12 protein-coding genes are annotated in these 14,736 nt (G+C 73.8%); 7 read left to right on the forward strand and 5 right to left on the reverse strand.

What is annotated here, in order from left to right; genetic code table 11:
- Positions 1–5: 5 nt before the first annotated feature.
- The gene (gene nifB / locus ANAEK_RS16105) at positions 6–1,433 is read right to left on the reverse strand and encodes a nitrogenase cofactor biosynthesis protein NifB (protein ID WP_157376706.1); all 1,428 of its coding nucleotides are present in this window, start codon (positions 1,431–1,433) and stop codon (positions 6–8) included.
- 330 nt (positions 1,434–1,763) lie between these two features.
- On the opposite strand from nifB, the gene nifH reads away from it, so the two are divergent.
- The 7 genes from nifH (at position 1,764) to ANAEK_RS16140 (ending at position 9,603) form a co-directional block, all read left to right on the forward strand.
- Positions 1,764–2,630 (forward strand): nitrogenase iron protein, encoded by an 867-nt coding sequence (nifH, locus tag ANAEK_RS16110; RefSeq protein WP_012527198.1) that lies wholly within the window; start codon positions 1,764–1,766, stop codon positions 2,628–2,630.
- A gap of 28 nt (positions 2,631–2,658) precedes the next feature.
- Positions 2,659–4,110: a nitrogenase molybdenum-iron protein alpha chain gene (gene nifD, locus ANAEK_RS16115; protein ID WP_012527199.1), complete on the forward strand. Its 1,452-nt coding sequence runs from the start codon at positions 2,659–2,661 to the stop codon at positions 4,108–4,110.
- An 86-nt stretch (positions 4,111–4,196) separates the two neighbouring features.
- Positions 4,197–5,666 carry a nitrogenase molybdenum-iron protein subunit beta gene (gene nifK / locus ANAEK_RS16120; RefSeq protein WP_012527200.1) on the forward strand — a complete coding sequence of 490 codons (1,470 nt, stop codon included), beginning with the start codon at positions 4,197–4,199 and terminating at the stop codon, positions 5,664–5,666.
- Positions 5,667–5,718: 52 nt separating this feature from the next.
- Complete coding sequence (locus ANAEK_RS16125) at positions 5,719–8,475, forward strand: bifunctional nitrogenase iron-molybdenum cofactor biosynthesis protein NifEN (RefSeq protein WP_012527201.1); 2,757 nt, start codon at positions 5,719–5,721, stop codon at positions 8,473–8,475.
- 10 nt (positions 8,476–8,485) lie between these two features.
- A complete protein-coding gene (gene nifX / locus ANAEK_RS16130) occupies positions 8,486–8,869 on the forward strand; it encodes a nitrogen fixation protein NifX (protein ID WP_012527202.1) in 384 nt (127 codons plus the stop codon).
- A 13-nt stretch (positions 8,870–8,882) separates the two neighbouring features.
- Positions 8,883–9,146, forward strand: coding sequence for a ferredoxin III, nif-specific (fdxB, locus tag ANAEK_RS16135; protein ID WP_012527203.1), 264 nt, complete (start codon positions 8,883–8,885; stop codon positions 9,144–9,146).
- Between the two features lie 4 nt (positions 9,147–9,150).
- Positions 9,151–9,603: an N-acetyltransferase gene (locus ANAEK_RS16140; protein ID WP_012527204.1), complete on the forward strand. Its 453-nt coding sequence runs from the start codon at positions 9,151–9,153 to the stop codon at positions 9,601–9,603.
- Here ANAEK_RS16140 and ANAEK_RS16145 read toward each other — a convergent pair whose 3' ends face one another.
- The 4 genes from ANAEK_RS16145 to ANAEK_RS16160 form a co-directional block, all read right to left on the reverse strand.
- Positions 9,604–10,395 (reverse strand): NAD(+)--dinitrogen-reductase ADP-D-ribosyltransferase, encoded by a 792-nt coding sequence (locus tag ANAEK_RS16145; RefSeq protein WP_012527205.1) that lies wholly within the window; start codon positions 10,393–10,395, stop codon positions 9,604–9,606.
- 9 nt (positions 10,396–10,404) lie between these two features.
- Complete coding sequence (nifA, locus tag ANAEK_RS16150; protein WP_012527206.1) at positions 10,405–12,012, reverse strand: nif-specific transcriptional activator NifA; 1,608 nt, start codon at positions 12,010–12,012, stop codon at positions 10,405–10,407.
- A gap of 126 nt (positions 12,013–12,138) precedes the next feature.
- On the reverse strand, positions 12,139–14,262 hold the full coding sequence (locus ANAEK_RS16155) for a xanthine dehydrogenase family protein molybdopterin-binding subunit (protein WP_012527207.1): 2,124 nt from the start codon (positions 14,260–14,262) through the stop codon (positions 12,139–12,141).
- Complete coding sequence (locus ANAEK_RS16160; protein WP_012527208.1) at positions 14,259–14,726, reverse strand: (2Fe-2S)-binding protein; 468 nt, start codon at positions 14,724–14,726, stop codon at positions 14,259–14,261. The genes ANAEK_RS16155 and ANAEK_RS16160 overlap by 4 nt, the downstream gene beginning before the upstream one ends.
- Between the last annotated feature and the right edge of the window lie 10 nt (positions 14,727–14,736).

Consider the following 14,736-nt stretch of genomic DNA (forward strand, 5'->3'; position numbering starts at 1 on the left):
CACCGTCAACGCGAGGCGGCGCCGCCGGCCGCGAAGTCCGCGAACCAGCCGAGCACGGCGGCCTCGATGGGCTCCTGCGCCCGACCCTCCACCGGCGCGATGCCCGCCGCCGCGAGCCGCTCGCGCGGGCAGCGGCCGACGCGCGCGACCAGCACCGCCCTGCAGTCGCCGAGCGCGCGCAGCGCCCCCTCCAGCACGTCCTCCTCGCCGGCGCCGCCGCGGCAGTACCGCTCCACCCGCCGCACGCCCACCAGCCGCGCGCCGTCCCGATCCACGTCGTAGACCAGCAGCTCCTGCGCGTGGCCGAAGTGCTCGTTCACCAGGCCGCCGCCGCGCGTCGCGACCGCCACCCGGGCCCGGACCGCCGGGTCGATCCCGGCCACGCGGGCCAGCGCACCCTGGCGCGCCGCCTCGGCGCGCGCGCGCACCCGCTCCGCCGCGGCCCGGTGCGCGGCCCGCACCTCGCCGGCGTCGCGCGCGGGCTCCGGCGGGAGCGCCGCGAGCGCGAACTCCGCGCCGCGGTCCTGGCCGAGCAGCCCCACCGCGTCGGCCCGGCACTGCCGGCAGTGCCGCATCACCCGCGCGTCCACCTCGCACGCGCGCCGCACCGCCTCGAGCTCCGCCGCGGTCGGGCCGCGCTGGCCGCCGAGGCCGAAGTGCGTGCCGTGCTCGGGCGCCGACACGAGCGGCATCACGTTGTGGAGGAAGGCGCCGAGCGCGCGCAGCCGCCGGCTCACCTCCGGCAGGTGCGCGTCGTTCACCCCCGGGATCACCACCGAGTTCACCTTGCAGAGGACGCCGCCGGCCACCAGGCGCTCGAGGCCCTCGAGCTGGCGCTCGGAGAGGATCCGCGAGGCCTCGACGCCGCGCACCCGGCGGCCCCTCCAGACGATCCACGGGTGGATCCGCTCGCCGACCGCGGGGTCCACCATGTTCACGGTGACGGTGACGTGCTGGACGCCGAGCGTCACCAGCCGCTCCACGTGGTCGGGCAGCGCGAGGCCGTTCGTGGAGAGGCAGAGCGTGAGGTCGGGCAGCGCGCGGCGGATCCGCTCCAGCACCTGGAACGTGGGGCCGGGGTTCGCGAGCGGATCCCCCGGGCCGGCGATGCCCACCACCGAGAGCTGCGGCACGGCCGCCGCGACCGCCCGGACCTTCGCGAGCGCCTGGTCGGGGGAGAGCCGCTCGGAGACGACCCCGGGGCGGCTCTCGTTCGCGCAGTCGTACTTCCGGTTGCAGTAGTGGCACTGGATGTTGCAGCCGGGGGCCACCGCCACGTGCATGCGGGCGAAGTGGTGGTGCGCCTCCTGGCTGTAGCAGGGGTGGTTCCGGATGCGCGCCGCCACGTCGGCGGGGAGCGGGCGGGCGGCGGGCGCGGCGCGGGAGCAGCCGCCCTGGGCATCTTCGGCGTAGCAGGTGAAGGCGGAGCGCATCGTGCGCGGACGCCACTGCACCGGACATTCCAGGCCGCGGACGGCGCGCCGGCGCCGCGCCCGCGGCGCGTGGCGCGGCGCCGTGTCGGCTCCACGACCCCGGCGCGTCGGGTTCCGGACCCGGCGCGTGTCGTGAACCGGACAATCGCGGGGGCCGCCACCCCCGCGCGCGCCGCCCCGGGGCACCGTGCCGGCCGCAGCGCCTCTCCCGCAGCGGTTTCGCGCGGGCGCGCCGGGCTGGCCCGCCGCTCGCAATGCGGCAGGCCACCGGCCGACGCGCACCGCGACCGGGGCCGGTCGCAGCCTGGCGACCACGGGAACGGAGACGACATGAGGCAGATCGCAATCTACGGGAAGGGCGGCATCGGCAAGTCCACCACCACCCAGAACACGGTGGCGGGCCTCGCCTCGCTCGGCAAGAAGGTGATGATCGTCGGCTGCGATCCCAAGGCCGACTCGACCCGCCTCATCCTCCACGCCAAAGCGCAGGCCACCGTGATGGACCTGGTGCGCGAGCGCGGCACGGTGGAGGACCTCGAGCTCGGCGACGTGATGAAGGTCGGCTTCGGCGCGGTGAAGTGCGTCGAGTCCGGCGGCCCGGAGCCGGGGGTCGGCTGCGCCGGCCGCGGCGTGATCACGGCCATCAACTTCCTGGAGGAGCAGGGCGCGTACACGCCCGACCTCGACTTCGTGTTCTACGACGTGCTGGGCGACGTGGTGTGCGGCGGCTTCGCCATGCCCATCCGCGAGAACAAGGCCGAGGAGATCTACATCGTCTGCTCGGGCGAGATGATGGCCATGTACGCGGCCAACAACATCGCCCGCGGCATCCTCAAGTACGCCTCCTCCGGCAAGGTCCGGCTGGCGGGCCTCATCTGCAACAGCCGCAAGACCGACCGCGAGTACGAGCTCATCGACGCGCTCGCGAGGCGCCTCGGCACGCAGATGATCCACTTCGTGCCGCGCGACAACGAGGTCCAGCGCGCCGAGCTGCGCCGCATGACGGTCATCGAGTACGCGCCGCAGCACCCGCAGGCGGACGAGTACCGCGAGCTGGCACGCAAGATCGCGGAGAACCGGATGCTCGTGATCCCCAGGCCGCTGGAGATGGAGGAGCTCGAGGACCTGCTGCTCGAGTACGGGATCATGGCCCCCGAGGACGAGTCGAAGGTCGGCAAAGCCGCCGCCGTCGCGTAGGCACGCAGGACGAAGGAGGGATCGCACCATGGCGGACGACGTGAAGGTGAAGACGGTCGAGGGCATCACCCGGGAGTCCACGCAGGCGATGATCGACGAGGCGCTCGCGCTCTACCCGGAGAAGGGGCGCAAGAAGCGCGCCCCGCACCTCGCGCCGAACGATCCCACCGCCTGCTCGACCTGCGTGAAGTCGAACCGGAAGACGGTCCCCGGCGTGATGAGCGCGCGCGGCTGCGCCTACGCCGGGGCGAAGGGGGTGGTGTGGGGCCCGATCCGCGACATGGCCCACGTCTCCCACGGGCCGGTGGGCTGCGGCTGGTACTCGTGGGGCACCCGCCGCAACCTCATGTCCGGCAGGAACGGCGTGAGCCAGTTCGCCATGCAGATGACGTCCGACTTCCAGGAGAAGGACATCGTCTACGGCGGGGACAAGAAGCTGGCGGTGCTGCTCAAGGAGGTGAAGGAGCTGTTCCCGCTCGCCAAGGGCATCTCGGTGCTGTCCGAGTGCCCGGTCGGCCTCATCGGCGACGACATCAACGCGGTCGCGAAGAAGATGTCGGCCGAGCTGGACCTGCCGGTCGTGCCCTGCAACTGCGAGGGCTTCCGCGGGGTCTCGCAGTCGCTCGGGCACCACATCTCCAACGACACCATCCGCGACTACGTCATCGAGACCCGCACCTTCACGGAGCCCGCGGGCCCCTACGACGTCGCGCTGATCGGCGATTACAATATCGGCGGCGACGTCTGGAGCGCGAGGGCCCTGCTGGAGGAGATCGGCCTGAACGTGAAGGCCACCTGGACCGGCGACGGCGAGCTCGAGCGCATCGCGGCCACGCACCAGGTCAAGCTGAACCTCATCCACTGCTACCGGTCCATGAACTACATGTGCCGGGTGATGGAGGAGAAGTACGGGATCCCCTGGCTGGAGTTCAACTTCTTCGGCCCGACCCACATCGCCGGGAGCCTGCGCAAGATCGCCGAGCGCTTCGACGACCGCATCCAGGAGAACGTCGAGAAGGTGATCGCCCGGCACGAGGTGGAGATGAAGCAGGTCGTCGACACCTACCGGCCGCGCCTGGAGGGCAAGAAGGTGATGCTGTACGTCGGCGGCCTCCGCCCGCGGCACACGGTCGGCGCCTACGAGGACCTGGGGATGCAGGTGGTCGGCTCGGGCTACGAGTTCGCCCACTCCGACGACTACGACCGCACGCAGCCGGAGATGCCCGACGCGACCGTCATCTACGACGACGCGTCCGAGGCCGAGCTCGAGCACTTCGTGAGCCGGCTGAAGCCGGACCTGGTCGCCTCGGGCATCAAGGAGAAGTACGTCTTCCAGAAGATGGGCCTGCCGTTCCGGCAGATGCACAGCTGGGACTACTCCGGCCCGTACCACGCCTACCAGGGCTTCCCGGTCTTCGCCCGCGACATCGACATGGCCATCAACAGCCCGACCTGGAAGCTCGTGAAGGCGCCGTTCTAGCCGGGCATCCCCCGCACCACCCGCAATCACGCAGCGCACGCCGCCCGTGGGACGGATGGGTCCCCGTGCGTCCGGAGGAGCAGCACATGGCGAACAACCTCGGCCTCACCGTGAAGCCCGTCACCCCCACCACGCCGGAGGAGGAGGCGCGGGTGGCGGCCTGGATCGACACGCAGGAGTACCGGGAGAAGAACTTCGCGCGGCAGGCGCTGGTGGTGAACCCGGTCCACGCCTGCCAGCCGCTCGGCGCCGAGCTGGCCGCGCACGGCTTCGAGGGCACCCTCCCCTTCGTGCACGGCTCGCAGGGGTGCGCGTCGTACTACCGCTCCACCCTGAACCGGCACTTCCGCGAGCCGGCGCCGGCGGTGTCCGACTCGATGACCGAGGACGGCGCGGTGTTCGGCGGGCAGAACAACCTGCACGAGGGGCTCGAGAACGCGGTCGCGCTGTACAAGCCCAGGATGCTCGCCATCTTCACCTCCTGCATGCCCGAGGTGATCGGCGACGACCTCACCGCGTTCATCAAGAACGCCCGGCAGAAGGGGGCGCTGCCGAAGGACCTGCCGGCGCCGTACGCCAACACGCCGAGCTTCAGCGGCACGCACGTCACCGGCTACGACGCCATGCTCGCGGCCATCCTCCAGACGCTCACCGAGGGCAAGCGGGTCGAGGGGCGCTGCACCGGCAGGCTCAACCTCCTCACCGGGTTCGACGCGAACACCGGGAACTACCGCGAGTACAAGCGCATCCTCGCGGCGTTCGGGATCCCCGCCACCGTCCTCGCCGACATCTCCGACACGTTCGACTCGCCCAACGACGGCACCTACCGGCTCTACCCCGGCGGCACCCCGCTCGCCGACGCGGCCGACTCGATCAACGGCAAGGCCACGCTCACGGTCGGCCCCTACTCCACCGCGAAGACGTTCGGCTGGATCAAGGAGGCCTACGCCGGCGAGCACGTCTCCCTGCCCATGCCCATGGGCGTCGCGCGGACCGACGCGCTCATGCTCGAGCTGTCGCGCCTGTTCGATCGGCCCGTGCCCGAGTCCATCCGCGCCGAGCGCGGCCGGGCGGTGGACGCGATGACCGACGCCCAGCAGTACCTGCACGGGAAGCGCTTCGCCGTGTACGGCGACCCGGACCAGCTCCTCGGCTACGTGGCGTTCCTGCTGGAGATGGGCGCCACCCCGCGCCACGTGCTCTGCAGCCGCGGCTCGAAGAAGCTGGAGAAGGAGCTGCGCGCGGTGCTCGACGCCTCGCCCTACGGCAAGGACGGCCAGGTCTGGATGAACCGCGACCTGTGGCACCTGCGCTCGCTGCTCGTGACCGACCCGGTGGACGCGGTGATCGGCGACACGCACGGCAAGTTCGCGGCGCGCGACGCCAGGGTGCCGCTGTTCCGCTTCGGCTTCCCGGTGTTCGACCGCGTCAACAAGCACCGCTCGCCCATCATCGGCTACCAGGGCGCGATCAACATGCTCACCGAGCTCTGCAACAAGTTCCTCGATCTGCGCGACGAGACCTGCGAGGAGCGGTTCTTCGAGATGATGCGGTGATGCCGGGGGCGCGCCCCCGGGCGCGCCCCGCCGGCGGACCTGGAGCGTTTCCATGGCGCGGCCCAGCGACCTCGACCCCACCGACTGCGAGACCCTGGAGAAGGGCGCCCCGCGCTTCTGCAAGAGGTCGGAGCCCGGCGAGGGCACGGAGCGGAGCTGCGCCTACGACGGCGCCCGCGTGGTGCTGATGCCGGTCACCGACGCCATCCACCTGGTGCACGGCCCCATCGCGTGCGCCGGCAACAGCTGGGACAACCGCGGCGCCCGCTCCTCCGGCAGCCAGCTCTACCGCCGCGGCTTCACCACCGAGCTGGTGCAGAACGACGTGGTGTTCGGCGGCGAGCAGAAGCTGCACCAGGCCATCGTGGACCTCGCCGCGCGCCATCGCGGCGAGGCGAAGGCGGTGTTCGTGTACTCCACCTGCGTCTCGGCCCTCACCGGCGACGACGTGGTGGCGGTGTGCCGGCGCGCCGCCGCCGAGGTGGACCTCCCGGTCATCCCGGTGAACGCCCCCGGGTTCGTGGGCGACAAGAACATCGGCAACCGCCTGGCCGGCGAGGTGCTGCTCGATCACGTCATCGGCACCGCCGAGCCCGCGGTGCGCACGCGCTACGACGTGAACCTGATCGGCGAGTACAACATCGCCGGCGACCTGTGGGGGATGCTCCCGCTGTTCGAGCGGCTCGGGATCCGCGTCCTCTCCTGCATCTCCGGCGACGCCCGCTTCGACGACCTCCGCCACGCGCACCGGGCGCGGCTGAACGTCATCGTCTGCTCGAAGAGCCTCACCAACCTCGCGCGCAAGATGCGCAAGCGCTGGGGCATCCCGTTCCTGGAGGCGTCCTTCTACGGGATGACGGACACCGCCCGCGCGCTGCGCGAGATGGCGCGCGAGCTGGATCTCGCCGACGGCGACCCCGCCGACACCACCCTGCGCGACCGCGTGGAGCGGCTCGTCGCCGAGGAGGAGGCGGCCTGCCGCGCCCGAATCGCGCCCCACCGGGCCCGGCTGGAGGGCAAGCGGGCGGTGCTGTTCACCGGCGGCGTGAAGACCTGGTCGATGGTGAACGCGCTCCGCGAGCTGGGCGTGGAGGTGCTCGCCGCCGGGACGCAGAACTCCACGCTCGAGGACTTCCACCGGATGAAGTCGCTCATGCACCGGGACGCCCATATCATCGAGGACACCTCCACCGCGGGGCTGCTCGGGGTCATGCAGGCGAAGCGGCCCGACCTGGTGGTGGCCGGCGGGAAGACCAAGTTCCTGGCGCTGAAGACGCGCACCCCGTTCCTCGACATCAACCACGGGCGCGCCCACCCCTACGCCGGCTACGCCGGCATGGTCACCTTCGCGCGGCAGCTCGATCTCACCGTCAACGACCCCATCTGGAAGGCGATCGACGCGCCGGTGGCGTGGACGAGCGAGGCGGGGACGGCCGCTGCCGCCCGGTCCGCCCGCGGCCACGCCGCGCGGCTCGAGGCGGAGGACCTGTCCGCGTCCCGGGTGAAGGTCCCGGCCAAGGCGGCGACCGTGAACCCGCAGAAGAACTCGCCGGCGCTGGGCGCGACGCTCGCCTACCTCGGCGTGGATCGGATGCTGGGCCTGCTGCACGGGGCGCAGGGCTGCTCGACGTTCATCCGCCTCCAGCTCTCGCGCCACTTCAAGGAGTCCATCGCGCTCAACTCCACCGCGATGAGCGAGGACTCGGCCATCTTCGGCGGCTGGGAGAACCTGAAGCAGGGGCTGGCCCGCGTCGCCGAGAAGTTCCACCCCGGCGTCATCGGCGTCATGACGAGCGGCCTCACCGAGACCATGGGCGACGACGTGCGCAGCGCGGTGGTCCAGTTCCGCGCCGAGCACCCCGAGCTCGACGGCCTCCCGGTGGTCTGGGCCTCCACGCCCGACTACTGCGGCTCGATGCAGGAGGGCTACGCGGCGGCGGTGGAGGCCCTGCTCGCCGCGCTGGCCGGGGGCGGCGAGCGGCTCCCCTCGCAGGTGACCCTGCTCCCGGGCGCCCACCTCACGCCCGCCGAGGTCGAGGAGCTGAAGCTGCTCGTGGAGGCGTTCGGCCTGGAGTGCCTGGCCGTCCCCGACCTCTCCTGCGCGCTCGACGGCCACGTGGACGACGAGGTCTCGCCGCTCTCCACCGGCGGCGTTCCGGTGGAGGCGCTCCGGCGCGCCGGACGCAGCGCCGCGACGATCTACGTCGGCGACTCGTTGGCCCGCGCCGCGCGGCGGCTGGAGGAGCGGTTCGGCGTCCCGGCCCACGGCTTCACCTCCGCGACCGGCCTGCTCGAGACCGACGCGCTCGTCGCCACGCTGTCGGCGATCTCCGGCCGCCCGGTCCCCGAGGCGCTGCGCCGGGCGCGCAGCCGCCTGCTCGACGCGATGGTGGACAGCCACTACGCGCTCGCCGGGAAGAAGGTCGCGCTGGCGCTCGAGGCGGATCACCTGAAGGGGCTCGCGCCGTTCCTGGCCGGGATGGGCTGCGAGGTGCAGGCCGCGCTCGCCGCCACCCGCACGCGCGGCCTCGATCGCCTCCCGGCGGCCCGCGTGGCCGTCGGCGATCTCGAGGACCTGGAGGACGCGGCGCGCGGCGCGGACCTGGTGGTGGCCAGCTCGAACGGCCGCCAGGCGGTGCAGAAGCTCGGGATCAAGGCGCACCTGCGCACCGGCTACCCGGTGTTCGACCGGCTGGGCGCGCACCAGAAGGTCTGGGTGGGGTACCGCGGGACCATGGACCTCGTCTTCGAGGTCGCGAACCTGCTCCAGGCGGGCGCCGGCGAGGCGCAGAGGCTGGCGCACAACTGAGGAGGCGGCCATGCGCGTCGCGTTCACCAGCAGCAACGGCAGCGTCATCGACCAGCACTTCGGCCAGTGCGGCCGGTTCTGGATCTGGGAGGTGGGCCCGGCCACGGCCGCGCCGGTGGGTGCGGTCGAGGCGCTCGCCACCGGCGACGAGGACGACCGGACGACCGCGCGCGCGGCCGCGGTGGCGGGCTGCGCCATCGTGTTCACGCGCCAGATCGGCGGCCCCGCCGCCGCGAAGCTCGCTGCCCGGCGCATCCACCCCATGAAGCTCCAGGCCGACGTCCCGATCGCGGAGGCGGTGTCCCGGCTCCAGGAGGTGCTGCGCGGGACGCCGCCCCCCTGGCTGCGCCGGCTGCTGGCGCAGGACGCGATCACCGACGAGGCGGACGCCTGACGAGGAGGAAGCGATGAGCTACCTGACCGGACTCACCCGCGGCAAGAAGGCCTGGACCCCGAGGTTCGTGAAGTCGATCGACCCCGAGCTGTGCATCGGTTGCGGCCGCTGCATCAAGATCTGCGCGCACGACGTGCTCGCGCCGGCCGAGGTGGACGAGGAGGAGTCGGCGAAGATGTTCGCCACGGTGGCGAGCCCCGACGACTGCATCGGCTGCGAGGCGTGCGGGCGCACCTGCAAGAAGGACGCGTTCGCGTTCGAGCCGCTGGCGGCCTGATCCCGTGAGCGCGGTCGAGCCCACCGTCCGCGCCGCCGGAGTGGAGGACCTGGCCGCCATGGCCGAGCTGCTCGCGGCGCTGTTCGCGATCGAGGCGGACTTCCGCCCCGACCGCGACCGGCAGCTCCGCGGGCTCGCCGCGCTGCTCTCCGCGCCCGACCGCGCCGCGGTCCGGGTGGCGGACGCCGGCGGCGCGGTGGTGGGGATGGTCACCGGGCAGCTCGTGATCTCCACGGCCGAGGGCGCGCCGAGCTGCTGGGTGGAGGACCTGGTCGTCGCGCCCGCCTGGCGCGGGCGCGGGGTGGCGCGCGCGCTGCTCGCGGAGCTGGAGGCGTGGGCGCGGCGCGCCGGGGCGACGCGGCTGCAGCTCCTCGCCGATCGCGAGAACGCGCCCGCGCTCGCCTGCTACGGCCGGCTCCGCTGGCGCCGCACGCGGCTGGTGGCGCTGCGGCGCTGACTAGCCCATCACCCGCCGCACCCGCAGCTCTCCCCCGATCACCAGCGCCTCGCGCTCGGCGCGCATCACCCCGTGCAGCAGCCAGGAGGCGCAGAAGATCCGCGGCACGGCCACGCGCGCCTGCCAGACGGTGGAGCCGAACTCCCAGGCGCGCTCCGGGTCGTCGGTGAACGAGCACAGGTTGTTGAGCCGCACCCGCTGCTCGCGGCCGGGCCCCTGCGAGATCACCTCGCGCGGCCCCACCTCGTGCTGCCCGCGCCACAGCGTCACCCAGCGCTCGCCGGGCCGGGTGCGCGCCAGCTCGTACTGCGTGAACGCGTAGACGAGGTCGAGCTGGTCGAAGATGGCGCTGGTGCGCGCGCTGCCGGCGGTCCGGTCCACCGCGAAGCGGCGCGCCGGCTCGCCGGCCGGATCGTCGAGGCGGCCGTGGTGCCAGGTGGGCGGGATGCCCATGCGGCTCTGGACCCACGCCTTCAGGACCGCCCCCTCCACCGAGCTCGAGTCGTGGCCCCAGCCGCGCAGGAACCGCAGGTAGCCGTTCCGCAGGCTGCGGCGCGCGGACGGCGTGGCCTGCGCCTGCCACTGGTGGAGCTGGAACCGCACGGTGATCCAGTCGTCCAGCCGGCGGGCGCGCTCGGCCGGATCGTCGAGGGCGTCGAGCGCGCGGAACAGCCAGGCGTTGGACGCCCGCACCCCCTGCACCTCGATCGGCCGCGGGTCGTCGTTGAACTCCGCCGAGGCGATCACCCACGGCGGGAGGTTGCAGCGGTTGAACGAGGTGGGCGGCTCCATGCGCCGGCGCTACAGCCGCTCCATGGCGATGCCGTACTTGCGCACCCGGTACGCGACCTGCCGGTAGGTCATGCCCAGCAGCCGCGCGGCCTTGGCCTGCACGTAGCCGCAGCGCTCCAGCGCCGCGAGCACCCGGGCCCGGTCCGCCGCTTCGGTGCCGGGCGCCGCGCCGGCCGGCCCGGGCGCGGGCGGTGCCGCCGGAGACGCGGGCGGCGGGAGCGGGAGCGGCGCCGGCGCGGCGGCGCGCGGCGCGGCGGGCTCGAGGACGCGCTCGAGCATGCACGGGACGCCCCCCGCGCGCGCGCAGGGGAAGTCGTCGCGGCCGAGCGCGTCGCCGGTGGACGAGACCAGCGCCCGCTCCAGGCAGTTGCGGAGCTGCCGCGCGTTCCCGGACAGGCGGCAGGCGCGCAGCACCTCCAGCACGCCCGGCCCGAGCGACGCCGGGCGACCGTGCTCCTCGGCGAGCGCGGCCAGGAAGTGCTGGGCCAGGGCGGCCAGGTCCTCGGGCCGATCGCGGAGCGGCGGCAGCTCCAGCGTCACCACCGAGAGCCGGTGGTACAGGTCGAGGCGGAACGTCCCCGCCCGCACCATCTCCTCCAGGTCGCGGTTGGTCGCCGCCACCAGCCGCACGTCCACCGTGACCGTCCGCCGCCCGCCGATGCGCTCGAACTGGCGCTCCTGGAGCGCTCGCAGCAGCTTCGCCTGCGCCCCCGGCGACAGCTCGCCCACCTCGTCGAGGAACAGCGTCCCGCCGTCCGCCTGCTCGAACCGCCCCGGCCGCGCCGCCGCGGCGCCGGTGAACGCGCCCTTCTCGTGCCCGAACAGCTCCGACTCGACCAGCGCCTCCGGCAGCGCGGCGCAGTTCACCGCCACGAAGGGCCGCTCGGCGCGCGGGCTGGCCTCGTGGAGCGCGTGCGCGAACAGCTCCTTGCCGGTGCCGCTCTCGCCCCGGAGCAGCACCGTGGCCCGGCTCCGCGCCACCCGCGACACCAGCCGCAGCACCTCGCGCATGCGCTGGCCGTGGCCGACCACGCCCGGGAAGCGCTCCAGCTCCGGGGCGACCGGCGGGAGGTCCTGGGCGGCGCGGCGCTGCGGGCTCTCGAGCTGCATGAGCCGCACGCGCGCGCCCATCAGGTGCGCCACCGCGGTGAGCAGGCGGACGTCGCGCCCGAGCGACAGCGGCCCGCCGCGGTGCGGGCGGTCCACCGTGAGCACGCCCAGGACGGCGCGGCCGTCCTGGACCGGCACGCCCACGAACGCACGCGGGTCGCGCTCCAGGTCGCGCCAGCTGCCGGTGCGATTCAGGAACACCGGCTCGCGGGCGATGTCCGGGATCGCCACCGGCATCCCGTTCGCGAAGATGCGCCCGACCAGCCCTTCGCCGGGCCGGAAGCGGCCGAGGATGCGCTCCTCGTCGCGCATCTCCGGCGCCGCCTCGATGAACACCTCCCCGGTGACCGGATCGAACAGGGACAGCGTCCCGTTCTCCATCCCGAGGTACAGCGCGAGCAGGTTGAGGGCCGAGGTGAAGGCCTTGTTGAGGTCGGTCGAGAGCGACAGGACCTTGCCGATCTCGTACAGCGTCTCCGCCTCGAGCTCGGCGCGCCGCGCGTCCATCCCGCCCAGCGAAGCAGGGGCCGTGCCACCGTCGCCGGCCCGATCCCGCAGGCTTTCTGCGACCGCGGGCGCGGCCTGCCCCGGTCCGGGCAGCCGGCTGCCCGGGGCCGGGGCACGGCCGGCGTCCTACCCGGCGCGCCCCGCGGGGCGGAGCGGCAGCTTCCGGAGCCGCTCGCCGGTGGCGGCGAACACCGCGTTCGCGACGGCCGGGGCGATGGGCGGGAGCGCGGGCTCGCCCATGCCGCCGGGCTCGGCGTTGCTCGGGACGAGGTGCACCTCGACCTTCGGCATCTCGCTCATCCGGAGCGGCTCGTACGCGTCGAAGTTGCCCTGCTCCACCGCGCCGCCCTTCACGGTGATCTCGCCGCGCAGCGCCGCCGACAGCCCGTACACCACCGAGCCCTCCACCTGCGCCTCGACGCTGTCCGGGTTGAGGGCGGTGCCGCAGTCCACCGCGCACACGACCCGGTGCACGGTGATCCGGCCGTTTCGCACCGACACCTCGGCCACCTGGGCGACGTAGCTGCCGAACGACGCGTGGCAGGCGAGGCCCAGCGCGTGGCCGGCCGGCGGCGCCTTGCCCCAGCCGGCGCGGTCGGCCGCCAGCCGCAGCACGCCGCGCAGGCGGCTGTCGCGCGGGAGGTTCGCGAGCCGGAACGCGAGCGGGTCCTGGCCGGCGGCGCGCGCCAGCTCGTCCACGAAGACCTCCTCCGCGAAGGCGTTCTGCGACGAGTACACCGAGCGCCACCAGCCAAGCGGCACGCCGATCTCGGGCAGCGCGTGCTCCACGCGGACGGCGCGGGCGGTGTACGGCACGTCGGCCGCGCCCTCCACCGTGTCCGGTCGGTCGCCGCGGCGGCGCGCCTCGCCGAACAGCTGCTGCCCGATGGACGGGTTGCGCACCACGTGGTGCCACGCCACCAGCCGCCCCTTCGCGTCCAGGCCGGCCCGCAGCTCGTTGCGGCCCGGCGGCCGGTAGAAGTCGTGGCGCAGGTCGTCCTCGCGCGTCCAGGTGACCTGGACCGGCGCGCCCGCCGCCCGCGACACGTGCGCCGCCTCCACCGCGAAGTCCGGCAGCGCCCGGCGGCCGAAGCCGCCGCCGAGGAACGTGACGTGCACCGTCACCGCGGCCTCGGCGAGGCCGAGCGCCTTCGCCACCTCGGCGCGAGCCCAGAGCGGCGCCTGGGTCGGCGCCCACAGCTCCGCCTTCCCGAGGGCCACGTGGGCCGTGCAGTTCATCGGCTCCATGGTGGCGTGGGCGAGCAGCGGCAGCTCGTACACGGCCTGGACGCGCTGCGCCGCGCCCGCCAGCGCCTGCTCCACGTCCCCGCCCTCGCTGCGCGACGGGGCCGGGTCCACCTTCGCCTCGGCGAGCAGGCGCGCGATGGCGGCGCCGTCGAGCGCGCCGTTCGGGCCCGGCTCGAAGGTCGCCTTCAGCGCCTCGCGCCCCTGGATGGCGGCCCAGGTCGAGTCGGCGATCACCGCCACGCCGCTCGGGACCTCGACCACCTTGCGCACGCCGGGCACCTTGCCCGCGGCGGCCGCGTCGAAGCCCTTCACCTTCCCGCCGCGCACCGGCGGCCGCGCCACCGTGGCGTGCAGCATGCCCGAGACGCGCACGTCGAGGCCGAACACCGCCTCGCCGCGCACCTTGGGCGGCGTGTCGAGGCGCGGCACGCGCTTGCCGATGAGCTTGAACCGCCGCGGATCCTTCAGGCGCGGGTTCGCCGGGACCGGCAGCGTCGCCGCGTCGGCCGCCAGCTCGCCGTACCCGAGGCGCCGCCCGCTCGCGGCGTGCACCACCGCGCCGCCCTCGGCCCGGCAGGCGCGCACCGGGACCCCGAGCCGCCTCGCGCCCGCCTTCAGCAGCACCTCGCGCGCCGCGGCGCCGGCCTTGCGGAGCGGGATGAACTCGCTGCGCACCGAGCGCGAGCCGCCGGTGACCATCTCGCCGTACTTCGGGTCGGCGTCGCCCTGGACGATCTTCACCTTGGTCCAGTCCGCCTCCAGCTCCTCCGCCACCAGCACCGCCATGCCGGTGTAGGTCCCCTGCCCCATCTCCGAGCGGCCGAGGAAGATCGTCGTGGTGCCGTCCGGCGCGAGGTGCAGCCACGCCGAAGGCTTGAAGCCTTCCGCCGCCGCCACCTGCCCCGCGGCCAGCACGCGGCCCGGACCGGACACGGCCAGCCACAGGCCCGCGCCCGCCGAGAGCTTCAGGAAGTCCCTTCGCCCCAGCGCCCCGGCGCTCATCGCGCACCTCCCTTGGCCCGCGCCGCGCGGTGGATGGCGCGGCGGATCCGCTGGTACGTCCCGCACCGGCACAGCACGCCGTCCATGGCGGCGTCGATCTGCGCGTCGGTGGGATCCGGGGTCCTGGTGAGGAGCGCCGCCGCGGACATGATCTGCCCGGACTGGCAGTACCCGCACTGCGGGACCTCCTCCGCCACCCACGCCGCCTGCAGCGGGCTGCCGCCGGCGGCGAGCCCTTCGATGGTGGTGACGCGGTGCCCGACGGCGTCCTTCACCGGCGTCTGGCAGCTCCGCACCGCGTCGCCGTCGAGCAGCACCGTGCACGCGCCGCAGAGCGACATGCCGCAGCCGAACTTCGTGCCGGTGAGGCCGAGCGTGTCGCGGAGCACCCACAGCAGCGGCGTCTCCGGCGCGACGTCCACCGTCCGCTTCTGGTCGTTCACGAGCAGGGTCAGGCTGGCCATCTCGTCTCCT

The organism is Anaeromyxobacter sp. K (assembly GCF_000020805.1).
Lineage (GTDB): Bacteria > Myxococcota > Myxococcia > Myxococcales > Anaeromyxobacteraceae > Anaeromyxobacter > Anaeromyxobacter dehalogenans.